General features: G+C 70.6%; 18 protein-coding genes. 14 read left to right on the top strand and 4 right to left on the bottom strand.

What is annotated here, in order from left to right; genetic code table 11:
- The first annotated feature begins 2 nt into the window (after window positions 1-2).
- Window positions 3-1,217, top strand: a complete 1,215-nt coding sequence (gene gspF / locus FFT10_RS24135) for a type II secretion system inner membrane protein GspF (RefSeq protein ID WP_137735440.1) — start codon at window positions 3-5, stop codon at window positions 1,215-1,217.
- On the opposite strand, the gene FFT10_RS24130 is transcribed toward gspF, so the two are convergent.
- Together FFT10_RS24130 and FFT10_RS24125 are read right to left on the bottom strand one after the other, a co-directional pair.
- The gene (locus FFT10_RS24130; RefSeq protein WP_137735439.1) at window positions 1,210-2,829 is read right to left on the bottom strand and encodes an FAD/NAD(P)-binding protein; all 1,620 of its coding nucleotides are present in this window, start codon (window positions 2,827-2,829) and stop codon (window positions 1,210-1,212) included. The two genes, gspF and FFT10_RS24130, sit on opposite strands and share 8 nt — an antisense overlap.
- Window positions 2,830-2,875: 46 nt before the next feature.
- Window positions 2,876-3,676: a head GIN domain-containing protein gene (locus tag FFT10_RS24125; protein ID WP_137735438.1), complete on the bottom strand. Its 801-nt coding sequence runs from the start codon at window positions 3,674-3,676 to the stop codon at window positions 2,876-2,878.
- A gap of 277 nt (window positions 3,677-3,953) precedes the next feature.
- Between FFT10_RS24125 and FFT10_RS24120 the strand changes: the two genes are divergently transcribed.
- A complete protein-coding gene (locus FFT10_RS24120; protein WP_174246145.1) occupies window positions 3,954-4,973 on the top strand; it encodes an AAA family ATPase in 1,020 nt (339 codons plus the stop codon).
- On the opposite strand, the gene FFT10_RS24115 is transcribed toward FFT10_RS24120, so the two are convergent.
- Complete coding sequence (locus FFT10_RS24115; RefSeq protein WP_137735437.1) at window positions 4,963-6,723, bottom strand: diguanylate cyclase; 1,761 nt, start codon at window positions 6,721-6,723, stop codon at window positions 4,963-4,965. The two genes, FFT10_RS24120 and FFT10_RS24115, sit on opposite strands and share 11 nt — an antisense overlap.
- Before the next feature lie 105 nt (window positions 6,724-6,828).
- Between FFT10_RS24115 and FFT10_RS24110 the strand changes: the two genes are divergently transcribed.
- The 4 genes from FFT10_RS24110 to FFT10_RS24095 all read left to right on the top strand — a co-directional run bounded on the left by FFT10_RS24110 (window position 6,829) and on the right by FFT10_RS24095 (window position 11,528).
- Window positions 6,829-7,761, top strand: a complete 933-nt coding sequence (locus tag FFT10_RS24110; RefSeq protein WP_137735436.1) for a 5'-nucleotidase — start codon at window positions 6,829-6,831, stop codon at window positions 7,759-7,761.
- A gap of 131 nt (window positions 7,762-7,892) precedes the next feature.
- The gene (locus FFT10_RS24105) at window positions 7,893-8,618 is read left to right on the top strand and encodes a PEP-CTERM sorting domain-containing protein (protein WP_228027284.1); all 726 of its coding nucleotides are present in this window, start codon (window positions 7,893-7,895) and stop codon (window positions 8,616-8,618) included.
- Window positions 8,619-8,643: 25 nt separating this feature from the next.
- Window positions 8,644-10,968: an ExeM/NucH family extracellular endonuclease gene (locus FFT10_RS24100; RefSeq protein ID WP_137735435.1), complete on the top strand. Its 2,325-nt coding sequence runs from the start codon at window positions 8,644-8,646 to the stop codon at window positions 10,966-10,968.
- A gap of 32 nt (window positions 10,969-11,000) precedes the next feature.
- Complete coding sequence (locus tag FFT10_RS24095; protein WP_137735434.1) at window positions 11,001-11,528, top strand: PEP-CTERM sorting domain-containing protein; 528 nt, start codon at window positions 11,001-11,003, stop codon at window positions 11,526-11,528.
- 3 nt (window positions 11,529-11,531) lie between these two features.
- Here the strand turns inward: FFT10_RS24095 and FFT10_RS24090 are convergent, their stop codons facing one another.
- Entirely contained in the window at window positions 11,532-12,248 is a 717-nt protein-coding gene (locus tag FFT10_RS24090; protein WP_137735433.1) for a Crp/Fnr family transcriptional regulator, read from the bottom strand.
- Between the two features lie 170 nt (window positions 12,249-12,418).
- Here FFT10_RS24090 and FFT10_RS24085 point away from each other — a divergent pair, with 170 nt between their 5' ends.
- From FFT10_RS24085 to FFT10_RS24050, 8 genes are all read left to right on the top strand, one after another.
- Entirely contained in the window at window positions 12,419-14,365 is a 1,947-nt protein-coding gene (locus FFT10_RS24085; protein WP_137735432.1) for an AMP-dependent synthetase/ligase, read from the top strand.
- A 1-nt stretch (window position 14,366) separates the two neighbouring features.
- Window positions 14,367-15,164, top strand: coding sequence for an ABC transporter ATP-binding protein (locus FFT10_RS24080; RefSeq protein WP_137735431.1), 798 nt, complete (start codon window positions 14,367-14,369; stop codon window positions 15,162-15,164).
- A 20-nt stretch (window positions 15,165-15,184) separates the two neighbouring features.
- Window positions 15,185-16,114, top strand: coding sequence for a branched-chain amino acid ABC transporter permease (locus tag FFT10_RS24075; protein WP_137735430.1), 930 nt, complete (start codon window positions 15,185-15,187; stop codon window positions 16,112-16,114).
- A 21-nt stretch (window positions 16,115-16,135) separates the two neighbouring features.
- Window positions 16,136-17,200, top strand: coding sequence for a branched-chain amino acid ABC transporter permease (locus FFT10_RS24070; protein WP_137735429.1), 1,065 nt, complete (start codon window positions 16,136-16,138; stop codon window positions 17,198-17,200).
- A 123-nt stretch (window positions 17,201-17,323) separates the two neighbouring features.
- Complete coding sequence (locus FFT10_RS24065) at window positions 17,324-18,652, top strand: ABC transporter substrate-binding protein (protein WP_137735428.1); 1,329 nt, start codon at window positions 17,324-17,326, stop codon at window positions 18,650-18,652.
- Window positions 18,653-18,840: 188 nt separating this feature from the next.
- Complete coding sequence (locus FFT10_RS24060) at window positions 18,841-19,647, top strand: ABC transporter ATP-binding protein (protein ID WP_137735427.1); 807 nt, start codon at window positions 18,841-18,843, stop codon at window positions 19,645-19,647.
- A 24-nt stretch (window positions 19,648-19,671) separates the two neighbouring features.
- Window positions 19,672-19,971, top strand: a complete 300-nt coding sequence (locus FFT10_RS24055; RefSeq protein ID WP_137735426.1) for a hypothetical protein — start codon at window positions 19,672-19,674, stop codon at window positions 19,969-19,971.
- Window positions 19,964-21,226: a phenylacetate--CoA ligase family protein gene (locus FFT10_RS24050; protein ID WP_137735425.1), complete on the top strand. Its 1,263-nt coding sequence runs from the start codon at window positions 19,964-19,966 to the stop codon at window positions 21,224-21,226. The genes FFT10_RS24055 and FFT10_RS24050 overlap by 8 nt, the downstream gene beginning before the upstream one ends.
- The last annotated feature ends 54 nt before the right edge of the window (window positions 21,227-21,280 follow it).

Genomic DNA, 21,280 nt, shown 5'->3' with positions numbered 1-21,280 from the left:
GCATGCCGGCCTACACCTACGAAGCCCTCGACGACGCCGGCAAGCCACGCACCGGCGTGGTGGAGGCCGAGAACGCCAAGGCCGCCCGCAGCCAACTACGCACGCAAGGCCTGGTGCCGCTGAGCGTGGCCGCGCTGGCTGCCAGCGTGCAGAGCGCCGGCGCGGCGCGCTGGCGCCGGCGGGTGTTCGGCAGCACCGGCCTGGCGGTGTGGACACGCCAGCTGGCCGGCCTGGTGGGCGCCGGCCTGCCGCTGGAGCGGGCGCTGACCGCCCTGGCCGACGAGGCCGACCAGCCCGCCCAGCGCGACCTGGTGGCCCACCTGCGCGCCGAGGTGAATGCCGGCTCGCCCTTCGCCCGCGCGCTGGCCAGCGCGCCGCGCGAGTTTGACGACGTCTACCGCGCGGTGGTGGCCGCCGGCGAGCAGAGCGGCGCGCTGGGCGGCGTGCTCGAACGCCTGGCCGACGACCTGGAGGAACGCCAGGCCCTGCGCAGCAAGCTGCTGGGTGCGGCGCTGTACCCGGCCATCGTCTCAGCCATCGCCTTCCTGATCGTGGTCTTCCTGGTCACCTATGTGGTGCCGCAGGTGGCCAGCGTGTTCACCAGCAACCAGCGGGCGCTGCCCTGGCTGACCACCGCGATGCTGGGGCTCAGCGCCTTCGTGCGCAGCTGGGGCTGGGCGGTGCTGCTGGCCGCTGCGGTCGGCGGCGTGCTGCTGGGCCTGGCGCTGCGCGGCGAGGCCTTCCGCCAGCGCTTCGATGCCGGCTTCCTCACCCTGCCGCTGATCGGCCGGGTGGCGCGCGGCTACAACGCGGCGCGCTTCGCCGGCACGCTGGCCATGCTGGCCAATGCCGGCGTGCCCATCCTGAAGGCGCTGCAGGCCGCGGCCGAGACGCTGAACAACCGCGCCCTGCGCGCCGATGCGCTGGACGCCCTGGTGCAGGTGCGCGAAGGCGCGCCGCTGGCCGCCGCGCTGGCGGCCAAGAAGCGCTTCCCCGGCCTGCTGGCGATGTTCGCCCGCCTGGGCGAGCAGACCGGCCAGCTGCCCCAGATGCTGGACCGCGCCGCCCGCCAGCTCACCGGCGAGGTGCAGCGCCGGGCGATGGCGCTGGCCACCATCCTGGAGCCGCTGCTGATCGTGGCGATGGGCGGCGTGGTGATGCTGATCGTGCTGGCGGTGCTGCTGCCGATCATCCAGCTCAACACCTGGGTCAAGTAGCGGGCGTGGCAGGCGGCTGCACCTGGCCGGGGTACAGCCCGGCCAGCACGGTCTGCACCGCCCGGGCCATCATGAAGGCCGAGCTGGTGAAGAAGCCCGGCCCCCACAGCCACATGCCGGCCAGGTACACATGGCGGCTGCCGGTGGCGCGGCCGGTGGCCAGGTCGACCGCGGCGCCATCGGCCACGGCGCCGCCGCAGCGGTAGGCCTGCAGCAGGCCCTGCGCAGCCAGGTTGCGCACCAGCGGCGGCTGCGCCGGGCTGTCGACGCGGCGGTCGAGCGCGCCGGTGGTGTTGACCAGCACCCGCGCCACCTCGTCCCCGAAGGCGCAGGCGATGCGCCAGCCGGCGTCGGCATCCGACCACTGCACGCCGTGCACGCCGTGGCGCACCTGCAGTGCGCCGGCCCGCATCAGCGCGCGCAGCCGCTCGGCGGTGGGCAGCGGGCAGGGTGCCGTCCAGCCGAGCACCGCCGACTCGACCGACTGGCGGTAACGCCGCTCTTCGTCCGGGGGCAGCAGGCGCTGGGCGAACAGGTCCCACAGCAGGGTCTGCAGGTCGCCGCCCAGGTCGACCAGGAAGTTGCGGCCCTGCACGCAGTCGGCGATGGCCGCGTCCAGCAGCGCGGCGGCGCGCGCGTTCACTGCGGCCGCATCGGCGCAACCGGCATGGGGCTGCAGCAGCGCCGGCCAGTCCAGCGCCACGCCATGCGCCCGGGCCTCGGCATCGACCAGGCGGCGCAGCGCCGCCAGCGTCAGCGCGCCATCGGCGGCCAGGGCCTGCAGTGCCGGCCGCGTGAAGTGGCGCCGCTGCAGCGCCATGGGCTGGCGGCTCTGCAGGTGCTTGAGGCGGCCGCTGCGCGAGCACAGCAGCACCCGCCGCCGGTTCGGGCCGGGAATGAACTGCAGCGCACCGTCGGCGCCACGCTCGAAACGACAGCCCGTCCCGGGCGCAAACAGCCGGTTGACCACGTCGTAGGCCGACAGCGAGGCGCCCAGCACATGCACCGTGGCGTCCGGCGGCAGCGCATCCAGCGTGCGGTCGCGCACAGGGTCGGCCACCAGCAGCGCGCCGCTGCCGGCCGGCGGCGGGCCGATCGGGTCGCGCCCCGGGCAGCGGCCGGTGGCCAGCAGCACCGCATCGGCCCGCAGCGTGCCGCCGGCCCAGTGCAGGCGCACGCCGCCGCCGTCGGCCTCGGCGGGCTCGTCCAGCGCCGTCACCTCGGCGGGGATGCGTTCCAGCGTGATGCCCTTGGCGGCGGCCAGCGTGGCCACCGCGGCCACCGCATCGGCCAGGAAGTCGCCATAGCGCCGGCGCGGCAGGTGGCCCTTGGGCTCCACCGCCTCGCCCTGGCCGCGCAGCCAGGCGATGAAGGCCTGCCGGTTGTGCGGCAGCAGGCACAGGGTGTCGGTGGTGTTGTTCAGCAGGTAGGCGGGGCTGTCGTCGCGCCGGTAGGGGAAGCCGGGGCCGAAGTCGCCGCTGGCCTCGAACACGGTGATGCGCTGCACCGGGCAGCGGTCGACCAGTTGCAGCAGGGCCGAGGTGCCGGTGAAGCCGCAGCCGACGATGGCCAGGTGCGCCGGCCCCGCCGCTGTGTCTGTCTGTGTTGCCATGCCGCCCCCGTGTTGCACCCGGGGGCGATTGTGCGCAGCGCCAGCGTCAGCGCCGGGTGACCGCGCCGCTGCCGATGATGGACTTGCGCACCACGGCGTTGCCGCTGTAGACCACGTCGCCCGAGCCGGCGATGTTGACGGCCAGGGTCTTGTCGGCCTGCACCTTCACATCGCCGCTGCCGGCGATGCTGACATCCACCGTGTCGGCGGCCAGGCTGTCGGCACGGATGTCGCCGCTGCCCGCCACGCTGACCTGCAGCCGCGCGCTGCGGCCGCTGGCGCTGATGTCGCCCGAGCCGGCCACTGCCAGCGTCAGCGCGTCGGTGGCCAGGCCGGTCAGGCGGATGTCGCCCGAGCCTTCCACCTGGGCCGACAGCGCGGGCACGCTCAGGCCGTCGGCCTGGATGTCGCCCGAGCCGCTGACCAGCAACCCGGTCAGCCGCGGCGTGGTGATGGTGACCACCGGCTCGCTGCCCTTGGTCCAGAAGTTGACGGTGGCGTGGCCGCGCTTCCAGCGCACCACCAGGGTCTTGCCCAGGCGGGTGTCTTCCACCACCGTCTCCAGCCGCGGCAGCAGATCGCGCTCGGCCGCCACGGTGACGCCGGCGCTGGCACCCTGGCGCACCTTCACGGTCGGGCCCAGGGTCTGCACCGCATCGAAGCTGCCGACGCTGCGGGCCTCGCTGACGGTCTCGGCGCCCTGGGCCAGGCCGGGCCAGGCGGTCAGCATCACCATCGCCAGGGCGGCGGTCAGGGTCACGGCGAAGACCGGGTCCAGCCAGCGCAGCAGGCGCGCGGCCAGGCGGTGGATGGGGCGGCGGGTGGCTGGGGCGGTGGTGGCTTGCATGGTGGCGGATCCTGGCAGCGATGTCGCCATCCTGCCCGCCGGCGCGGTCGCCGGCAGCCCGGCTGCGATGAAGTGCCGTCCGGCAGGCTTGAACTGCGGTGCCGGGCGATGCGCCGCATCCCCGCGACGCAGGGGGACACCCGGCCGCAGCGCAACGGCCTGGCTCTTGCTAGGATTTGGACGCCGCCAACAAGCGGGTGATGGTCCGGCTGTTCTGCCCGTCGTCCGCTGCCAGCGGCGCTTCAATGGTGGTGCAAGTTCCTTCGGAGGTGCGTGGATGAGCAGTCCGTCAACCGACCTGGTGGCCATGGCGCCCGCCGCCCGACGCGGCAGCGCGTTCTCGGTGGCCCAGATGCGCAGCGTCTACCGCTGTGACGAAGTGGAACGGCGGCTGCAGAAGCTGCCGCCCAAGGAGCACGAGCACCTGCGCGGCACCTACGAGCGCATGCTGGAGAAGGGGCCGGAGCGGTTCCAGGTCAAGCCCAGCGGGCTGCCGGCGATGGAGCACCTGTACGACGAGCTGCCGAACTTCCATGCCGTGCTCGACGACATCCGCCGGCAGCTGGCGCTGTGCCACGACAGCCGCGACGCGCTGGAAATCACGCCGATGCTGTTGCTGGGCCCGCCGGGCGTGGGCAAGACCCACTTCGCCCGCGAGGTGGCCAAGCTGCTGGGCACCGGCATGGGCTTCATCTCGATGAGCTCGCTGACGGCCGGCTGGGTGCTGTCGGGCGCCAGCAGCCAGTGGAAGGGTGCGCGGCCGGGCAAGGTGTTCGAGACCCTGGTCGACGGCCAGTACGCCAACCCGGTGATGGTGGTCGACGAGATCGACAAGGCCCGCGGCGAGCATGCCTACGACCCGCTGGGCGCGCTGTACAGCCTGCTGGAGCACGACACCGCCGGCGCCTTCGTCGATGAGTTCGCCGAGGTGGCGGTCGATGCCAGCCAGCTGATCTGGGTGGCCACCGCCAACGACGAGCGCTGCATCCCCGAGCCGATCCTGAACCGGGTGAATGTCTACCAGGTCGACATGCCCGACCGCGATGCGGCGCGCACCATCGCGCGGCGGCTGTATGCCAGCATCCGCAGCCAGCATGACTGGGGCCAGCGCTTCGACCCCGATCCCGGTGACGACGTGCTCGACCGCATGGCCGACCTCGCCCCGCGCGAGATGCGCCGCGCCTGGATGACGGCCTTCGGCAATGCCCGGCTCGACGACCGCGGCAGCATCGCCCTGGCCGACCTGCCCGCCGCCGGCCACGGCGGCAAGCGCGGCCCGCTGGGCTTCATGAACTGAAGGTCAGCCCCGGCGACGCGCCGCCGCGGCGCACCGTGTGGCGGCCGGCCTGCTTGCCGGCGTACATCGCGGCATCGGCGCGCTTGAGCAGGTCGTCGGCATGGATGCCGTCGTGCGGGGCCAGTGCAAAACCGATGGTCAGGCCCACCCGGCAGACCTGGCCCGACACCTCGAACGGCTGGTTGAAGGCATCCAGCAGCTTGCGGCCCAGCACCAGGGCCTCGGCCTCGCCGGGGATGCCGGGGGCCATGATGACGAACTCGTCGCCGCCCAGCCGGGCCACCACGTCGCCGCCGCGCACCTGGGCGCGCAGCCGCTGGCCCACCTGCACCAGCAGGTCGTCACCGGCATCGTGGCCCAGGCGGTCGTTCACCGGCTTGAAGCCGTCCAGGTCGAGCAGGAAGACGGCCAGCGCGCGGCCACCGGTGCACGACGGCAGCGCCGCCTGCAGCGCCTGCTGCAGGCCGCGGCGGTTGGGCAGGCCGGTCAGCGCGTCGGTGTGGGCCAGCGAGACCAGGGCGGCCCGCTCCAGCTCGGTGCGCTCGGCATGGCGGCGCACCGCCTCGATGTGCAGGCCCAGCACCCGCAGCCACACCAGCATCTCCACCAGCGAGGTCCACTGGAAGAAGTGCAGCGTCCATCCGTTGGCCGGCAGCCAGCCGCGCAGCACGCAGGCCATGTTGACGGCGCCCAGCGTGTAGGTGCACCAGCCCACCAGCATGTAGCGGGCGGCCCGGTGGCCCTGGCGCGCCAGCTGCCAGGCCGCAGGGATGGCCAGCATCGGCGCCATCGGACCCAGCACCACCGCCACCAGCTGGCTGCCGCGGTAGTCCAGCACGCCGACCAGCGAGAGCGCCAGGCCCAGCGCCGCCAGGTTGCCCACCAGGATCAGCCCCCGGTGCACCCGCGGACTGTGCTGCTGTGTCTGCAGCGACAAGGCGACGAAGCGCGAGCCGGCGGCCAGCGCCAGCAGCACCGACATCGGCGAGATCTTGGCCAGCAGGCCGGTGCGCTCGGACCACAGCAGCTGCTGGCCCAGGCCGGTGAAGTCGACCAGGAAGGTGCTGGTGCCCAGCACCATCAATGCGTACATCAGGAACAGCGGATCGCGCAGGCTCAGCCAGTGCGCCAGGCTGTAGGCCAGCAGCGCCAGCGCCACGCCCATCATCAGGCCCTGGACCACCAGCTGGCGGCCCTCCAGCGCCTGCTGCACCTGGGGTTGGCGCAGGCTGATCGGCAGCACCATGGCGCTCTCGGTGCGCACCCGCAGCAGCAGGTCATGGCGCTCGCCCGGCGCCAGCGCCAGCCCCAGGGTGTGGGTGCGCGACGGCAGCGGCCGCTGCGCGAACGGCAGCAGCGCGCCCAGCCGCGCCTGCTGCACCACCTCGCCGCCGCGCAGCAGATAGACATCGGCCTGGTTGAGCACCGGGTAGGCGATGTCCAGCACCCAGCGGCCATCGCCGCCGGTGGCCTGCAGCGGCAGGTGCAGCCACACCACATCGCGCCGCGGGCCCAGGTTGGCATGCGGCCCGGCGGGCGGCGTGAAGCGGTCCAGTTGCTGGCGCACCGCCTCCAGCTGCAGCGCGCCACCGGGGTCGGACAGCAGGCGCACTGCCGGCCAGGCGTCGACCTCGCCGTCGGCGCTGTCCAGCAGCAGCGGCGCCGGTGCATCGGCACGCGCCTGGCCCACCATGGCGACGAGCGTCAGCGCGAGCAGACAACGCAGCAGGGTGTGGAGCAGGTGGTGCATGGCGTGGACCGGCCAGCAGGGAGCCGGCAGTCACCGCCATATCGGCCGCCGGCGCGCCGACTGAAGCCCTGCGCCGCCAGGTGGGCCGCGCCTATCATCGGCCGCATGCACAGCAGCCCCGCCGCCGCGGCAACGGAGCACGCCGCGCCACTGGTGGTGGCGCTGGCCTCCCGCGCGCTGTTTGATTTCGAGGCCGAGAACCAGGTCTTCGAGGCCGGCGACGACCATGCCTACATGCAGCTGCAGCTGGAGCGGCTGGAGACGCCGGCACAGCCGGGCGTGGCCTTCGGCCTGGCGCGCAAGCTGCTGGCCTTCAATGCCGGTGCGGCGGCCGGAGCGCCACCCCGGGTGGAGGTGGTGATCCTGTCGCGCAACGATCCGGCCTCCGGCCTGCGGGTGTTCCGCTCCTGCAAGCACTACGGCCTGGCGGTGGAGCGTGGCGTGTTCACCCGCGGTGCACCGCCCTGGCGCTACCTGCCGGCGCTGGGCGCGCAGTTGTTCCTGTCAGCCAACGAGACCGACGTGCGCGCCGCGCTGGCCGCCGGCGTGCCGGCGGCACGGGTGGTGCCGCAGCCGCCGCTGGCCGAGCAGGGCCATCCGCAGGAACTGCGCATCGCCTTCGACGGTGATGCAGTGCTGTTCTCCGACGAAGCCGAGCAGGTCTACCAGCGCGACGGCCTGGCCGCCTTCCAGCGGCATGAGCAGGCCCAGGCCGGCACGCCGCTGGGGGCGGGGCCGTTCAAACCCCTGCTGTCGGCGCTGCAGCAGCTGCACCGGGCCGGCGGCGCCTCGGGCATGCGGGTGCGCACCGCGCTGGTGACGGCACGCAGCGCCCCCGCCCATGAGCGGGCGATCCGCACGCTGATCGACTGGGAGATCGAGGTCGACGAGGCGATGTTCCTGGGCGGCCTGCCCAAGGGCGGCTTCCTGCGGGCCTTCCAACCCGACTTCTTCTTCGACGACCACCCGCGCCATGTCGCCGGTGCAGCCGGCCATGCGCCGGCCGGCCATGTGCCGCACGGCGTGAACAACCGCTGAACCGGCCGCCAGGCCGCATGGGCCGAGATGCGGCGCCACCGTCACGGCAGATTCATCTTCGGCTTCTATGGTCGTGGGCAGCGCCGGACCGGTCGGTCCGTGCAATTGTTCACAGACCCTGGAGCTGCCCCATGAAGACGCTGTTCGCCCTGGCCGCCATCGCCGCCGCCGTGGCCCCCGCCCATGCCCTGACCACCGGCGATCTCGCCTTCACCGCCTTCAACGCCGACGAAGACGGCTGGTCGCTGGTGACCTTCGTCGACATCGCGGCCGGCACGCAGGTGTTCTTCTCCGATGGCACCGCCAGCAGTGCGACCACCATCGGCACGACGGAGTCGTCGTTCAGCTGGAACACTGGCGCCAACGTGATCGCAGCCGGCACGGTGGTGCGCTTCTCGGCCATCGATGCGGACGGGCGCGCCGCGTCGGCCGGCAGCCTGGCGGTGGTCAACAGTGGCAACCTGGGCTTGAGTGCCACCGCAGAAACCATCTACGCCTTTCTCGGCAGCAGCGCCACATCGGTCACCACCATGCTGACAGCGGTGTCGACCGAGTCGAACACCAACGCGCTGACCACCGTCGGCCTGACTGCCGGCGTCAACGCCATCAAGCTGACGAGCAGCACCGACTTCGCCGGCTACACCGGCACCCGCGCTGGTGAAGCCACGTTCGCCGCCTACGCGCCGTTGGTGAACGCGCCCGGCAACTGGGCCATCAATGTGGGCGGCAACGGCACCTCGGTGCTGCCCGACACCACCGCCTTCAGCGTCACCGCCGTGCCCGAGCCCGAGACCTATGCGCTGATGCTGGCCGGTCTGGCCGCCGTCGGCATGCTGGCCCGCCGCCGCCAGGCCTGACGCCCCCTCCACCGCCGGAAGCACGATGACCCCACGCCCGCCGATCCGCGCCACCGCCCTGGCCGCTGCCACCCTGCTGCTGCTGCAGTGGCCAGCCCAGGCCCAGGCCCAGACCCTGCCCGCCGCCTGCAGCCAGCCCGCCACGGCCATCGGCCAGGTGCAGGGCACCGGCGACACCTCGCCGCTGGCCGGCAGCACCGTCACCGTGCAGGGCGTGGTGGTGGGTGACTTTGAAGGCGCCAGCCCGGCGCTGCGCGGCTTCTACCTGCAGAGCCAGCTGGACGATGGCGACCCGGCCACGTCCGAAGGCGTGTTCGTCTTCAACGGCAGCAACAACAGCGTGTCGGTGGGCCAGGTGGTGCGGGTGACCGGCCTGGTCAGCGAGTTCCAGGGCCAGACGCAGATCACGCCGACCAGCACCGCCACCATCGTGGCCTGCGGCAATGGCAGCGTGGCGCCCACCGATGTGCTGCTGCCCTTTGCCGACACCGCCGCGGCAGAGCGCTACGAAGGCATGCTGGTGCGGCTGCCGCAGACGCTGTCGGTGACCGAGCACTTCCAGCTCGGCCGCTTCGGCCAGGTGGTGCTGTCGGTCAACGGCCGCCAGGTGCAGCCCACCCACCTGCTGCCGCCTGGCCCGGCGGCCGTGGCGCTGGAGGCCGCCAACCAGCGCGGCCGCATCATCCTGGACGACAGCCTGCAGTCGCAGAACCCGGATCCGATCGTCTGGGGCCGCGGCGGCCAGCCGCTGTCGGCCAGCAACACCCTGCGCGGCGGCGACACCACCCGCGGCATCGTCGGCGTGATGACCTTCACCTGGGCCGGCAATGCCGCCAGCGGCAATGCCTGGCGGGTGCGGCCGCTGGGCGCGCTGGGCGGCACGGTGCCGGCCTTCGAGGCTGCCAACCCGCGGCCCGCACAGGCGCCGCTGCCCGGTGCCGCGCTGCGCGTGGCCGGCTTCAATGTGCTGAACTTCTTCAACAACGTGGCCGGCTGCACCGGCGGCGTGGGCGCGCCGGCCACAGATTGCCGCGGCGCCGGCTCCGACATCAACGGCGCGGCCAACCAGGCAGCGCAGTTCGCGGTGGAGTACCCGCGGCAGCTGGCCAAGACCGTGGCCGCCCTGCTGAAGCTGGATGCCGCCGTGGTGGGCCTGGTGGAGATCGAGAACGACGGCCACGGCCCCGGCAGCGCACTGCAGGCCCTGGTCGACGCGCTGAACACCGCCACGGCACCCGGCCGCTATGCCCTGATCGACGCCGACGCCCGCACCGGCCAGACCAACGCGCTGGGCAGCGACGCGATCAAGGTGGCCTTCATCCACCAGCCGCAGCGGCTGCGTCCGGTGGGTCGCACCGCAGTGCTCAACAGCCTGGCCTTCGTCAACGGCGGCGATGGCAGCCCGCGCAGCCGGCCCGCCCTGGCCCAGGCTTGGGAGCAGCCCGACGGGGCCCGCTTCATCACGGTGATCAACCACCTCAAGAGCAAGGGCAGCGCCTGCGACCAGCCCGATGCCGGCGACGGCCAGGGCAACTGCAGCGCGGTGCGCCTGCAGGCCGCGCTGCAGCTGCGCGCCTGGCTGGCCAGCGACCCCACCGGCACGGCCGAGCCCGATGTGCTGATCCTGGGCGACCTGAACGCCTATGCCCGGGAAGACGCGGTCACCACCTTCACCAATGCAGGCTGGCGCGACCTGATGCAGGACCACGGCGGTGCCCCCGCCTACGGCTATGTGTTCAACGGCCAGTGGGGCTACCTGGACCATGCGCTGGCCACGCCCACGCTGGCGCTGGGCCAGGTGGCAGGCGCGGCGCACTGGCACATCAATGCCGACGAGCCCAGCGTGCTGGACTACAACGTCAATTTCAAGAGCGCCGGCCAGGTGGCCAGCCTCTTTGCGGCCGACGAGTTCCGGAATTCCGACCACGACCCGGCGGTGGTGGCGCTGGCGCTGACGCCGCCGGTGCTGCTGCGCGGCACGGCCGGCGCCGACCAGCTGGTGGCCGGCGCAGCCGACACCGTGCTGATCGGCGGCCCCGGCCGCGATGTGCTGCATGCCGGCAGCGGCCGCAACCAGTTCATCTTCCAGAGCGTGCTCGATGGTGGCGACACCATCGTGGGCTTCCGCCCAGGTCGCGACAGCCTGGTGCTGACCAGCCTGCTGCGCAGCCTGTCGGCACCCGCCCAGCCGCTGGCCACCGGCCACCTGGCGTGCAGCAACCAGGGGGGCGACGCATTGGTGTCGGTCGACCCCGACGGCAGCGCCGGCGCGCAGCGCAGCCGCCCGGTGGCCCTGCTGCGCAGCGTGGCCTGCAGCGCGCTGACCACGCCCGACAACCTGCGCCTGTGATGCGCAGCCCAACCGACCGCCAAAGGCCCCCCATGCGCCCCCAGTCCACCCGCACCATCTACGCCGGCCTGGCCCTGGCCGCCCTGCTCGGCAGCGGCCTGGCCCAGGCGGCCAGCAGCCCGTTCCAGCTGACCGGCAGCACCGACAGCGGCCCCCTGGCCGGCACCGTGTTCAGTGGCAGCTTTGCCTACGATGCCAGCCCGGTCGTCGGCGACTTCAGTGGCAGCGTGGCGCTGCAGGCCTTCCAGCTGCAGTTCGCCGGCCAGACCTACGACCTGGCCAGCGCCGATGCACCGGCCACAGCGATGTTCGAGGCCGGCCAGTTCATCGGCCTGGACTACACCGATGCCGACAGCGCCGATGCCGGCCTGCGGCCCTGGCTGTCGCTGGTGCCCAGCCTGACCGGCCAGTTCGCGGACGCCTACCTGGCCTACCAGGGCGCGGACGGGCTGGGCGGCTTCGGCAGCTACAGCATCAGCGCCGTGCCCGAGCCGGGCCAGTGGGCCCTGCTGCTGGGCGGCCTGGCCCTGGTGGGCGTGGCGGGCCGCCGCAGCCGCTGAGGCTCAGCCCAGCCGGGCGCTGCGCAGGCGGTCGAGGTCGATCACCCGCACGCCGCCGTATTCGATGCGGATCAGGCCGGCAGCCTGCAGCGCGACCAGCGCCTGGTTGACCCGCTGGCGCGACAGGCCCACCAGCCAGGCCAGCTCCTGCTGGGTGATGCGCAGCAGCTGGCCCACGCCGGGGTAGAGCACCGGGTGGAACAGCGACGCCAGGCTGCGGGCCACCCGCGCATCGGGCTGGTTGGTGCGGTCGATCTCGCGCGCCGCGATGAACTGGCCCAGCCGCTCGTTGAGCTGGTTCATCACGAAGCGGTTGAACGGGATGCTGCGCTCCAGCAGGCGCCAGAACATGGCGATCGGCAGGCCGGCGACGGTGCTCTTGCGCAGCGCCTCGATGTTGTAGCGGTAGACCTCGCGCTTGAGCAGCGTGCCCTCGCCGAACCAGGCGCCCGGCGGCAGGCCGGTGTAGGTGATGGGCTGGCCGTCGGCGCCGACGTTGCTCATCTTCAGCAGGCCGTCGACCACGCCGAACCAGTAGGTGCTGGGCGCGCCATGCCGGCACACCCGGTCACCCGGTTCTGCCTCGCCCACCTGCAGCGCATCGACCGCAGCCCGCCGGTCGTCGTCGCCCAGCAGGGCCAGCCAGGGAATGCCGGCCAGCTCGTCGGCGGTGGCCGGCCGCGCACGCTGGCGCAGGCTGGGGGTGGGTGCAAGTGTCATAGGCCGCTTGTCTTGCTGGTGACTGACACCGGCACCTGGGGAAAGTCCGCCCCGGGGATGTCCCGGAGATTGTCGTTGGACCGACAAGCTGACGTCAAACCAGTCCCTAGCATCCGCCTCCAACGCTGATGGTGCGGCCCTGCCGCCGCCCGCAGTGCAAGGAGTGGCTGGTGCAGACGACCTTTCCCCGATTGATGCTCGACCATGCCCAGGCCCGGCCCGATGCGCCGGCCCTGCGCGAGAAGAGCTTTGGCATCTGGCAGACGACCAGCTGGTCGCAACTGGCCGCGCTGGTGCGCCAGCTGGCCTGCGGCCTGGCCGAGGCCGGCCTGCAACGCGGCGACCATGTGGTGGTGGTGGGCGACAACCGGCCGCGGCTGTACGCCAGCATGCTGGCGGTGCAGGCCCTGGGCGGCGTGCCGGTGCCGCTGTACCAGGATGCGGCCAGCCTGGAGTTCGTGTTCCCGATCAACAACGCCGAGGTGCGCTTCGCGGTGGTCGAGAACCAGGAACAGGTGGACAAGCTGCTGGAGATCCGCACCCAGTGCCCGCAGCTGGCCTGCATCTGGTACGACGACCCGCGCGGCCTGCGCAAGTACGACGAACCCGGTCTCGCCGCGCTGGACATGCTGGCCGAAGCCGGCGCCGCCCGCCACCAGCGCGACACCGGCTTCTTCGACGCCGCCGTGGCGCGCTGCCAGCCGCACGACGTGGCGGCGATGTTCTTCACCAGTGGCACCACCGGCAACCCCAAGGGCGTGGTGCACACCCACTTCAGCCTGCTCGACCGCGCCGCCGCTGGCCAGGCCTTCGACAAGCTGACGAACCGGGAAGAAGTGCTGGCCTACATGCCGCCGGCCTGGATCGGCCAGAACATCTTCAGCTACGCCCAGTGGCTGTGCTGCGGCTACATCGTCAACTGCCCTGAATCGGCCGCCACTGTCACCATCGACCTGAAGGAAGTGGGCCCGACCTACTACTTCGCGCCGCCGCGGGTGTTCGAGGGCCTGCTGACCAGCGTGATGATCCGCATGGAGGACGCCAGCCCGCTCAAGCGCAAGCTGTTCGACGCCTGCATGGCGGTGGCCCGGCGGGTGGGCCCGGCGCTGCTGGACGGCCAGCCGGTGTCGGCCATGGACAAGCTGAAGTGGAGGCTGGGCGACTGGGCCATCTACGGCCCGCTGCGCAACAGCCTGGGCCTGAGCCGGGTGCGGGTGGCCTACACCGCCGGCGAGGCCATCGGGCCCGACCTGTTCACCTTCTACCGCAGCATCGGCGTGAACCTGAAGCAGCTGTACGGCAGCACCGAGACGGCCGTGTTCGTCTGCCTGCAGCCCGACCATGAAGCCCGCGCCGACACCGTGGGCGTGCCGGTGCAAGGCGTGGAGATCAAGCTCGCCGACAACGGCGAGATCATGGTCAAGAGCCCGGGCCTGCTCAAGGAGTACTACAAGAACCCGGCAGCCACGGCCGAGGTGCTGACGGCCGATGGCTGGTACCACACCGGCGACGCCGGCTTCATCGACGACAGCGGCCACCTGAAGATCATCGACCGCCACAAGGACGTGGGCCGGCTCCAGGGTGGCGCCCACGACGGCGCCATGTTTGCGCCCAAGTACGTGGAGAACAAGCTGAAGTTCTTCCCGTTCATCAAGGAGGCGGTGGCCTTCGGCGACCGGCGCGACCGGGTCTGCGCCTTCATCAACATCGACATGGAAGCCGTGGGCAACTGGGCCGAGCGCCGCAACCTGGGCTACGCCGGCTATGCCGACATCGCCCAGAAGCCCGAGGTCTACGACCTGATCCGCGACTGCGTGGAGAAGGTCAATGCCGACCTGGCGCACGATGCGCTGCTGGCCGGCAGCCAGGTGACGCGCTTCCTGATCCTGCACAAGGAGCTGGACGCCGACGACGGCGAGATGACGCGCACCCGCAAGGTCAAGCGCGGCGCCATCGCCGGCAAGTACGGCGTGCTGGTCGATGCGCTCTACGGCGGCAAGACCGAGCAGTACATCGAGACCGTCGTCACCTTCGAGGACGGACGCAGCGGCAGTGTCTCGGCCACGCTGAAGATCGCCGACGCCAAGACCTTTCCCGCCATGAAGAAGGCTGCCTGACATGGCTGCAACCGACACCGCTCGCCAGCACGGCGACGTGATCCTCGAGGTCAAGAACATCAGCCTGGCCTTCGGCGGGGTGAAGGCGCTGACCGACATCAGCTTCGATGTGCGCGAGCACGAGATCCGCGCCATCATCGGCCCCAACGGCGCCGGCAAGAGCAGCATGCTCAACTGCATCAACGGCGTCTACCAGCCGCAGCAGGGCAGCATCACCTTCCGCGGCCAGACCTTCAGCCACATGAGCCGCCGCCAGGTGGCCGAGATGGGCGTGGCGCGCACTTTCCAGAACCTGGCGCTGTTCAAGGGCATGAATGTCATCGACAACATCATGACCGGGCGCAACCTGAAGATGAAGACCAACATCTTCCAGCAGGCGTTCCGGCTGGGCGCCGCCCAGCGCGAGGAGGAGGAGCACCGCGCCTTCGTCGAGCACATCATCGACTTCCTCGAGATCCAGGCCTACCGCAAGACCCCGGTGGGCCGTCTGCCCTACGGACTGCAGAAGCGGGTGGACCTGGGCCGCGCGCTGGCCATGGAGCCGCAGGTGCTGCTGCTGGACGAGCCCATGGCCGGCATGAACGTGGAAGAGAAGCAGGACATGTGCCGCTTCGTGCTGGATGTCAACGAGGAGTTCGCCACCACCATCGTGCTGATCGAGCACGACATGGGCGTGGTGATGGACATCAGCGACCGCGTGGTGGTGCTGGACTACGGCAAGAAGATCGGCGACGGCACGCCCGACGAGGTGCGTGCCAACGAGGACGTGATCAGCGCCTACCTCGGCACCAGCCACTGAGCACAGCGGAGCGACACACCATGGGATTCTTCATCGAAGCGACGATCGGCGGCCTGATGTCGGGCATGCTGTATGCGCTGGTGGCGCTGGGCTTCGTGCTCATCTTCAAGGCCAGCGGGGTGTTCAACTTCGCCCAGGGCGCGATGGTGCTGTTCGCCGCATTGGCGATGGCCCGCTTCGCGGAGTGGATCCCGCAGCTGACCGGCCTGGACAACAAGGTGCTGGTCAACGTGCTGGCCTTCATCGGCGCCATGGGCGTGATGATCGCCAGCGCCTGGCTGATCGAGCGCCTGGTGCTGGGCAAGCTGGTCAACCAGGAGGGCATCACCCTGCTGATGGCCACGCTGGGCATCACCTATTTCCTCGACGGCTTCGGCCAGACCATCTTCGGCTCGGACATCTACAAGATCGACGTGGGCATGCCCAAGGACCCGATCTTCCTGTTCGAGACGGTCTTCGAAGGCGGCATCCTGGTCGGCCAGGAAGACCTGGTGGCCGCGGTGGTGGCGGCCGGCCTGGTGGCCGTGCTGGCCGCGTTCTTCCAGTACACCAGCACCGGCCGGGCGCTGCGCGCGGTGGCCGATGACCACCAGGCGGCGCAGTCCATCGGCATCCCGCTCAAGCGCATCTGGGTGATCGTCTGGAGCGTGGCGGGCTTCGTCGCGCTGGTGGCCGGCATCATCTGGGGCAGCAAGCTGGGCGTGCAGTTCTCGCTCTCCCAGGTGGCGCTGAAGGCGCTGCCGGTGGTGATCCTGGGCGGGCTGACCAGCGTGCCGGGCGCCATCATCGGCGGCCTGATCATCGGCGTGGGCGAGAAGCTCAGCGAGGTGTTCATCGGCCCGATGCTGGGCGGCGGCATCGAGATCTGGTTTGCCTACGCGCTGGCGCTGCTGTTCCTGCTGGTGCGGCCGCAAGGGCTGTTCGGCGAAAAGATCATCGACCGCGTCTGACCTTCTGCACGAGGACCCACCATGCTTTACCGTGAGAACGGCCAGTTCAAGACCAGCTACCGGGCCGACCAGCAGATCTTCCCGATCACCCAGGACCGGGTGCTGATCCTGGCCCTGCTGGCCTTCGCCTTCATCGCCGTGCCCTTCCTGGCCAGCGAGTACTTCTTCCGCGCCATCCTGATCCCGTTCCTGATCCTGTCGCTGGCGGCGCTGGGGCTGAACATCCTGGTGGGCTACTGCGGCCAGATCTCGCTGGGCACCGGCGGCTTCATGGCGGTGGGCGCGTATGCGGCCTACAACCTGCTGGTGCGCATCGATGGCATGCCGCTGATCGTGGCCATCCTGCTGGGCGGCGTGTTCTCGATGGGCATCGGGGTGCTGTTCGGCATCCCCAGCCTGCGCATCAAGGGCATGTACCTGGCGGTGGCCACACTGGCCGCGCAGTTCTTCTGCGACTGGGCCTTCCTGCGCATCAAGTGGCTGACCAACGACTCCTCGTCGGGCTCGGTCAGCGTGGCGGGCCTGAACGTGCTGGGCTGGAAGATCGATTCCCCGGCCGAGAAGTACCTGTTTTGCCTGGGCTTCCTGGTGGTGTTCGCGCTGCTGGCCAAGAACCTGGTGCGCAGCCACATCGGCCGTGAGTGGATGGCCATCCGCGACATGGACGTGGCCGCCTCGGTGATCGGCATCCGCCCGGTGTACGCCAAGCTCACCGCGTTCGCGGTCAGCAGCTTCATCGTCGGCGTGGCCGGGGCGCTGTGGGCCTTCGTCTACCTGGGCTCCTGGGAGCCGGCGGCCTTCAACATCAACCGCTCGTTCGATCTGCTGTTCATGGTGATCATCGGCGGGCTGGGCTCGATCATGGGCAGCTTCTTCGGCGCCGCGTTCATCGTGATGCTGCCGATCTTCCTGGACAACGTGCCGCGCATGCTGGGCATGCCGATCGACACCGCGCTGGCCTCGCACCTCACCTTCATGATCTTCGGCTCGCTGATCGTGTTCTTCCTGATCGTCGAGCCGCACGGCCTGGCGCGGCTGTGGTCGGTGGGCAAGGAAAAGCTGCGCCTGTGGCCCTTCCCGCACTGATGTCCCACCCCCGAAGCGCCTGCGGCGCTCCCCCTCAAGGGGGCGCCGCCAGTGGCCCGGCAAAGCCGGTTCCACGGCGTCCGCTTGCTCTTTGATACCACCCACCCATCCCTGGAGGCAGACATGACATTCAAATCCATCGCTCTCACCGCCGCGTGCGTGGCTGCCGCCCTCAGCGCGGCCGTCAGCACCCCGGCCCTGGCGCAGGCCAAGGAGCAGTTCTTCCCGCTGCTGGTCTACCGCACCGGCGCCTACGCCCCCAACGGCGTGCCGTTCGCCAACGGCATGCAGGACTACCTGAAGTACATCAACGCCAAGGGCGGCATCAACGGCGTCAAGGCGGCGTTCGAGGAATGCGAGACCGGCTACGCCACCGACAAGGGCGTGGAGTGCTACGAGCGCCTGAAGGGCAAGGGCGCCACGGTGTTCCAGCCGCTGTCCACCGGCATCACCTTCGCGCTGACCGACAAGGCCCCGGGCGACAAGATCCCGCTGATCACCGCCGGCTACGGCCGGGCCGACTCGGTCGACGGCCTGTCGTTCAAGTGGAACTTCCCGCTGCTGGGCACCTACTGGACAGCGGCCGACATCCTGATCCAGCACCTGGCCAAGAAGGAAGGCGGCTTCGACAAGCTCAAGGGCAAGAAGATCGCGCTGGTCTACCACGACAGCCCGTTCGGCAAGGAGCCCATCGCCCTGCTGCAGGAGCGCAGCAAGCTGCACGGCTTCGACCTGCAGCTGCTGCCGGTGGCCCACCCGGGCGTGGAGCAGAAGGCCACCTGGCTGCAGGTGCGCCAGAGCCGGCCCGACTTCCTGCTGCTGTGGGGCTGGGGCGTGATGAACTCGGCCGCCCTGAAGGAAGCCGTGGCCACCGGCTACCCGCGCGAGAAGATGTACGGCGTGTGGTGGTCGGGCGCCGAGCCGGATGTGAAGGACGTGGGCGCCAACGCCAAGGGCTACAACGCCCTGGCGATGCAGCACGGGGCCGAGCCGAACGCGAAGATCGTGCAGGACATCCTGAAGGAAGTGCACGCCAAGAACCAGGGCACCGGCCCGAAGGATGAAGTGGGCCAGGTGCTGTACATGCGCGGGCTGATCTCGATGATGATGGCCGTGGAAGGCGTGAAGCGCGCGCAGGAGAAGTACGGCAAGGGCAAGGTGATGACCGGCGAGCAGGTGCGCTGGGGCCTGGAGAACCTGAACCTCGACCAGAAGAAGCTCGACGCACTGGGCTTCGCCGGCGTGATGCGGCCGGTGTCCACCTCGTGTGCCGACCACATGGGCTCCAGCTGGGCCCGCCTGCACACCTGGGACGGCGCCAAGTGGGGCTTCAGCTCCGACTGGTACCAGGCCGACGACGCCATCCTGAAGCCGCTGGTCAAGCAATCGGCCGAGAAGTACCTGGCCGAGAAGAAGCTGGCCAAGCGCGACAACGCGGACTGCACCAGTTAAGCCCACCCCCGAAGCGGCTGCGCCGCTCCCCCTCAAGGGGGCCACGCCAGCGGCCCGGCCAAGCCGGATCCGCGGCGGGTCCTGGCCCCACCCCCTACGGCCTGACGGCCGCCCCCTCCAGGGGGCCACGCCAGCGGCCCGGCCAAGCCGGTTCCGCGGCGTGCGCTGGGTTCGAATGAGACTTGCACATGTCGAATGCTCTTCTTCAAGTCAACGGCATCGAGGTCATCTACAACCATGTGATCCTGGTGCTCAAGGGCGTCTCGCTCGAGGTGCCCGAGGGTCGCGTGGTGGCCCTGCTGGGCGGCAATGGCGCGGGCAAGACGACCACGCTGCGCGCGGTCAGCAACCTGCTGGCCGGCGAGCGGGGCGAGGTGACCAAAGGCTCGATCACGCTGCGCGGCGAACGCATCGAGCAGCTGAGCACGTCCGACATGGTCAACCGCGGCGTGATCCAGGTGATGGAGGGGCGGCATTGCTTCGCCCACCTCACCATCGAAGAGAACCTGATGACCGGGGCCTACACCCGCAAGGATGGCAAGGCCGCGGTCGATGCCACGCTGGAGAAGGTCTACAACTACTTTCCCCGGCTCAAGACAAGGCGCACCAGCCTGGCGGCCTACACCTCGGGCGGCGAGCAGCAGATGTGCGCCATCGGCCGCGCGCTGATGGCCAACCCGAAGATGGTGCTGCTCGACGAACCCAGCATGGGCCTGGCGCCGCAGATCGTGGAAGAGGTGTTCGAGATCGTGAAGGACTTGAACACCAAGGAGCAGGTCACCTTCCTGCTGGCCGAGCAGAACACCAACATCGCGCTGCGCTATGCCGACTACGGCTACATCCTGGAGAACGGCCGCATCGTGATGGACGGCGAAGCCAAGGCCCTGCGCGAGAACGAGGACGTCAAGGAGTTCTACCTCGGCATGGGCGGCGGCGACCGCAAGAGCTTCAAGGACGTGAAAAGCTACAAGCGCCGCAAGCGGTGGCTGGCCTAGGCCTGGTGCCAGCAGGAGCGCGACATGTCGGATGACTTCGGCTTTGCCTTGCCGCCGTTCAAGCCCGATGAGGCATTGCTGACCCTGCAGCGTGAGCTGCGTGCGCTGGGCCTGACCGAACGCGCCGGCCGGTTCGAGCGGCGCGGCACGGCCATCGCGCGGGCCGCGGTGGACGGCGCCGTGCTGCGCGCGGCCCGGGTGAAGCGCCCGTCGCGCAACAGCCCCGAATGGCTGGACAAGCCACTGAAGAACAGCGCCGACGTGCGCAGTTTCGTGGCCGACCTGAAGAAACAACTCGCGCTCTGGAGCGACAGCGATGACTGATTTCTACGACGCGCTGGAAGCCCGCGACCCCGCGGCCCGCGAAGCGGCCCTGCTCGCGGCCCTGCCCGGCCACATCGCCCGCGCCCAACAGGCCACCAGCGCCTTTGCCGAATCCCTGGCCGGCGTGGATGCGGCCGCCATCACCAGCCGCAACGCGCTGGCGCAGTTGCCTGTGCTGCGCAAGAGCGCGCTGCTGGAACGCCAGAAGGCCCTGCGTGCGCAGGATCCGTTCGGCGGCTACGCGGCCATCGGCTGGCGCGGCCTGCGTGCCGGCAGCGGCGCGAAGCGGGTGTTCCAGTCGCCCGGCCCGATCTACGAGCCCGAGGGCGATGGGCCGGACTACTGGCGCATGGCCCGCGCCATCTTCGCCGCCGGCTTCCGGGCCGGCGACCTGGCGCACTGCAGCTTCAGCTACCACCTGACACCCGCCGGGTCGATGATGGAAAGCGGCGCCCATGCGGTGGGCTGCACCACCTTTGCCGGCGGCGTGGGCAACACCGAGCTGCAGCTGCAGGCCGTGGCCGAGCTGCGACCGCATGGCTACATCGGCACGCCCAGCTTCCTGAAGATCCTGGTCGAGAAGGCGGCCGACACCGGCACGCCGATCGGCAGCATCACCAAGGCCATGGTCGGCGGCGAAGCCTTTCCGCCCAGCCTGCGCGACTGGCTGGCCGCCCGTGGCATCGCCGCCTACCAGAGCTATGCCACCGCCGATGCCGGCCTCATCGCCTACGAGACCCCAGCCCGCGAGGGCCTGGTGCTGGACGAGCACATCCTGCTCGAGATCGTGCGGCCGGGCACCGGCGACGTGCTGCCCGACGGCGAGGTGGGCGAGGTGGTCGTCACCGTGCTGAACCCGGGCTACCCGCTGGTGCGCTTCGGCACTGGCGACTTGTCGGCGGTGCTGCCCGGCCCGTGCCCCACAGGCCGCAGCAACACCCGCATCCGCGGCTGGCTCGGCCGCGCCGACCAGACCACCAAGGTGCGCGGCATGTTCGTGCACCCCAGCCAGGTGGCCGAGGTCGCCCGACGCCACCCCGAGCTGGGGCGTGCCCGGCTGGTGGTCGAAGGCGAGATGGCCAATGACCGCATGACACTGAAGGTGGAGGTGGCCGGCGCCCCCGATGGCCTGGCCGCCGCGGTGGCCGCCAGCGTGCGCGACGTGACCAAATTGCGCGCCGACGTGCAGCTGGCCGCGCCGGGCAGCCTGCCGAACGACGGCAAGGTGATCGAAGACGCACGCAGCTACAACTGAACAGCCCGCCTAGGTAGTTCCCGAAACTTCCGTGCCCCTGGCGGGATCTAGGAT

This window comes from Pseudaquabacterium pictum, from assembly GCF_005403045.1.
Lineage (GTDB): Bacteria > Pseudomonadota > Gammaproteobacteria > Burkholderiales > Burkholderiaceae_C > Pseudaquabacterium > Pseudaquabacterium pictum.
This window is presented reverse-complemented; position numbering and strand designations above follow the sequence as displayed.

What these genes read in the sequence shown, in the direction of transcription:
- gspF (WP_137735440.1), top strand. Translation starts at nt 3, where the DNA reads ATGCCGGCCTACACCTACGAAGCCCTCGACGACGCCGGCAAGCCACGC.
- FFT10_RS24130 (WP_137735439.1), bottom strand. Translation starts at nt 2,829, where the DNA reads ATGGCAACACAGACAGACACAGCGGCGGGGCCGGCGCACCTGGCCATC.
- FFT10_RS24125 (WP_137735438.1), bottom strand. Translation starts at nt 3,676, where the DNA reads ATGCAAGCCACCACCGCCCCAGCCACCCGCCGCCCCATCCACCGCCTG.
- FFT10_RS24120 (WP_174246145.1), top strand. Translation starts at nt 3,954, where the DNA reads ATGAGCAGTCCGTCAACCGACCTGGTGGCCATGGCGCCCGCCGCCCGA.
- FFT10_RS24115 (WP_137735437.1), bottom strand. Translation starts at nt 6,723, where the DNA reads ATGCACCACCTGCTCCACACCCTGCTGCGTTGTCTGCTCGCGCTGACG.
- FFT10_RS24110 (WP_137735436.1), top strand. Translation starts at nt 6,829, where the DNA reads ATGCACAGCAGCCCCGCCGCCGCGGCAACGGAGCACGCCGCGCCACTG.
- FFT10_RS24105 (WP_228027284.1), top strand. Translation starts at nt 7,893, where the DNA reads ATGAAGACGCTGTTCGCCCTGGCCGCCATCGCCGCCGCCGTGGCCCCC.
- FFT10_RS24100 (WP_137735435.1), top strand. Translation starts at nt 8,644, where the DNA reads ATGACCCCACGCCCGCCGATCCGCGCCACCGCCCTGGCCGCTGCCACC.
- FFT10_RS24095 (WP_137735434.1), top strand. Translation starts at nt 11,001, where the DNA reads ATGCGCCCCCAGTCCACCCGCACCATCTACGCCGGCCTGGCCCTGGCC.
- FFT10_RS24090 (WP_137735433.1), bottom strand. Translation starts at nt 12,248, where the DNA reads ATGACACTTGCACCCACCCCCAGCCTGCGCCAGCGTGCGCGGCCGGCC.
- FFT10_RS24080 (WP_137735431.1), top strand. Translation starts at nt 14,367, where the DNA reads ATGGCTGCAACCGACACCGCTCGCCAGCACGGCGACGTGATCCTCGAG.
- FFT10_RS24075 (WP_137735430.1), top strand. Translation starts at nt 15,185, where the DNA reads ATGGGATTCTTCATCGAAGCGACGATCGGCGGCCTGATGTCGGGCATG.
- FFT10_RS24070 (WP_137735429.1), top strand. Translation starts at nt 16,136, where the DNA reads ATGCTTTACCGTGAGAACGGCCAGTTCAAGACCAGCTACCGGGCCGAC.
- FFT10_RS24065 (WP_137735428.1), top strand. Translation starts at nt 17,324, where the DNA reads ATGACATTCAAATCCATCGCTCTCACCGCCGCGTGCGTGGCTGCCGCC.
- FFT10_RS24060 (WP_137735427.1), top strand. Translation starts at nt 18,841, where the DNA reads ATGTCGAATGCTCTTCTTCAAGTCAACGGCATCGAGGTCATCTACAAC.
- FFT10_RS24055 (WP_137735426.1), top strand. Translation starts at nt 19,672, where the DNA reads ATGTCGGATGACTTCGGCTTTGCCTTGCCGCCGTTCAAGCCCGATGAG.
- FFT10_RS24050 (WP_137735425.1), top strand. Translation starts at nt 19,964, where the DNA reads ATGACTGATTTCTACGACGCGCTGGAAGCCCGCGACCCCGCGGCCCGC.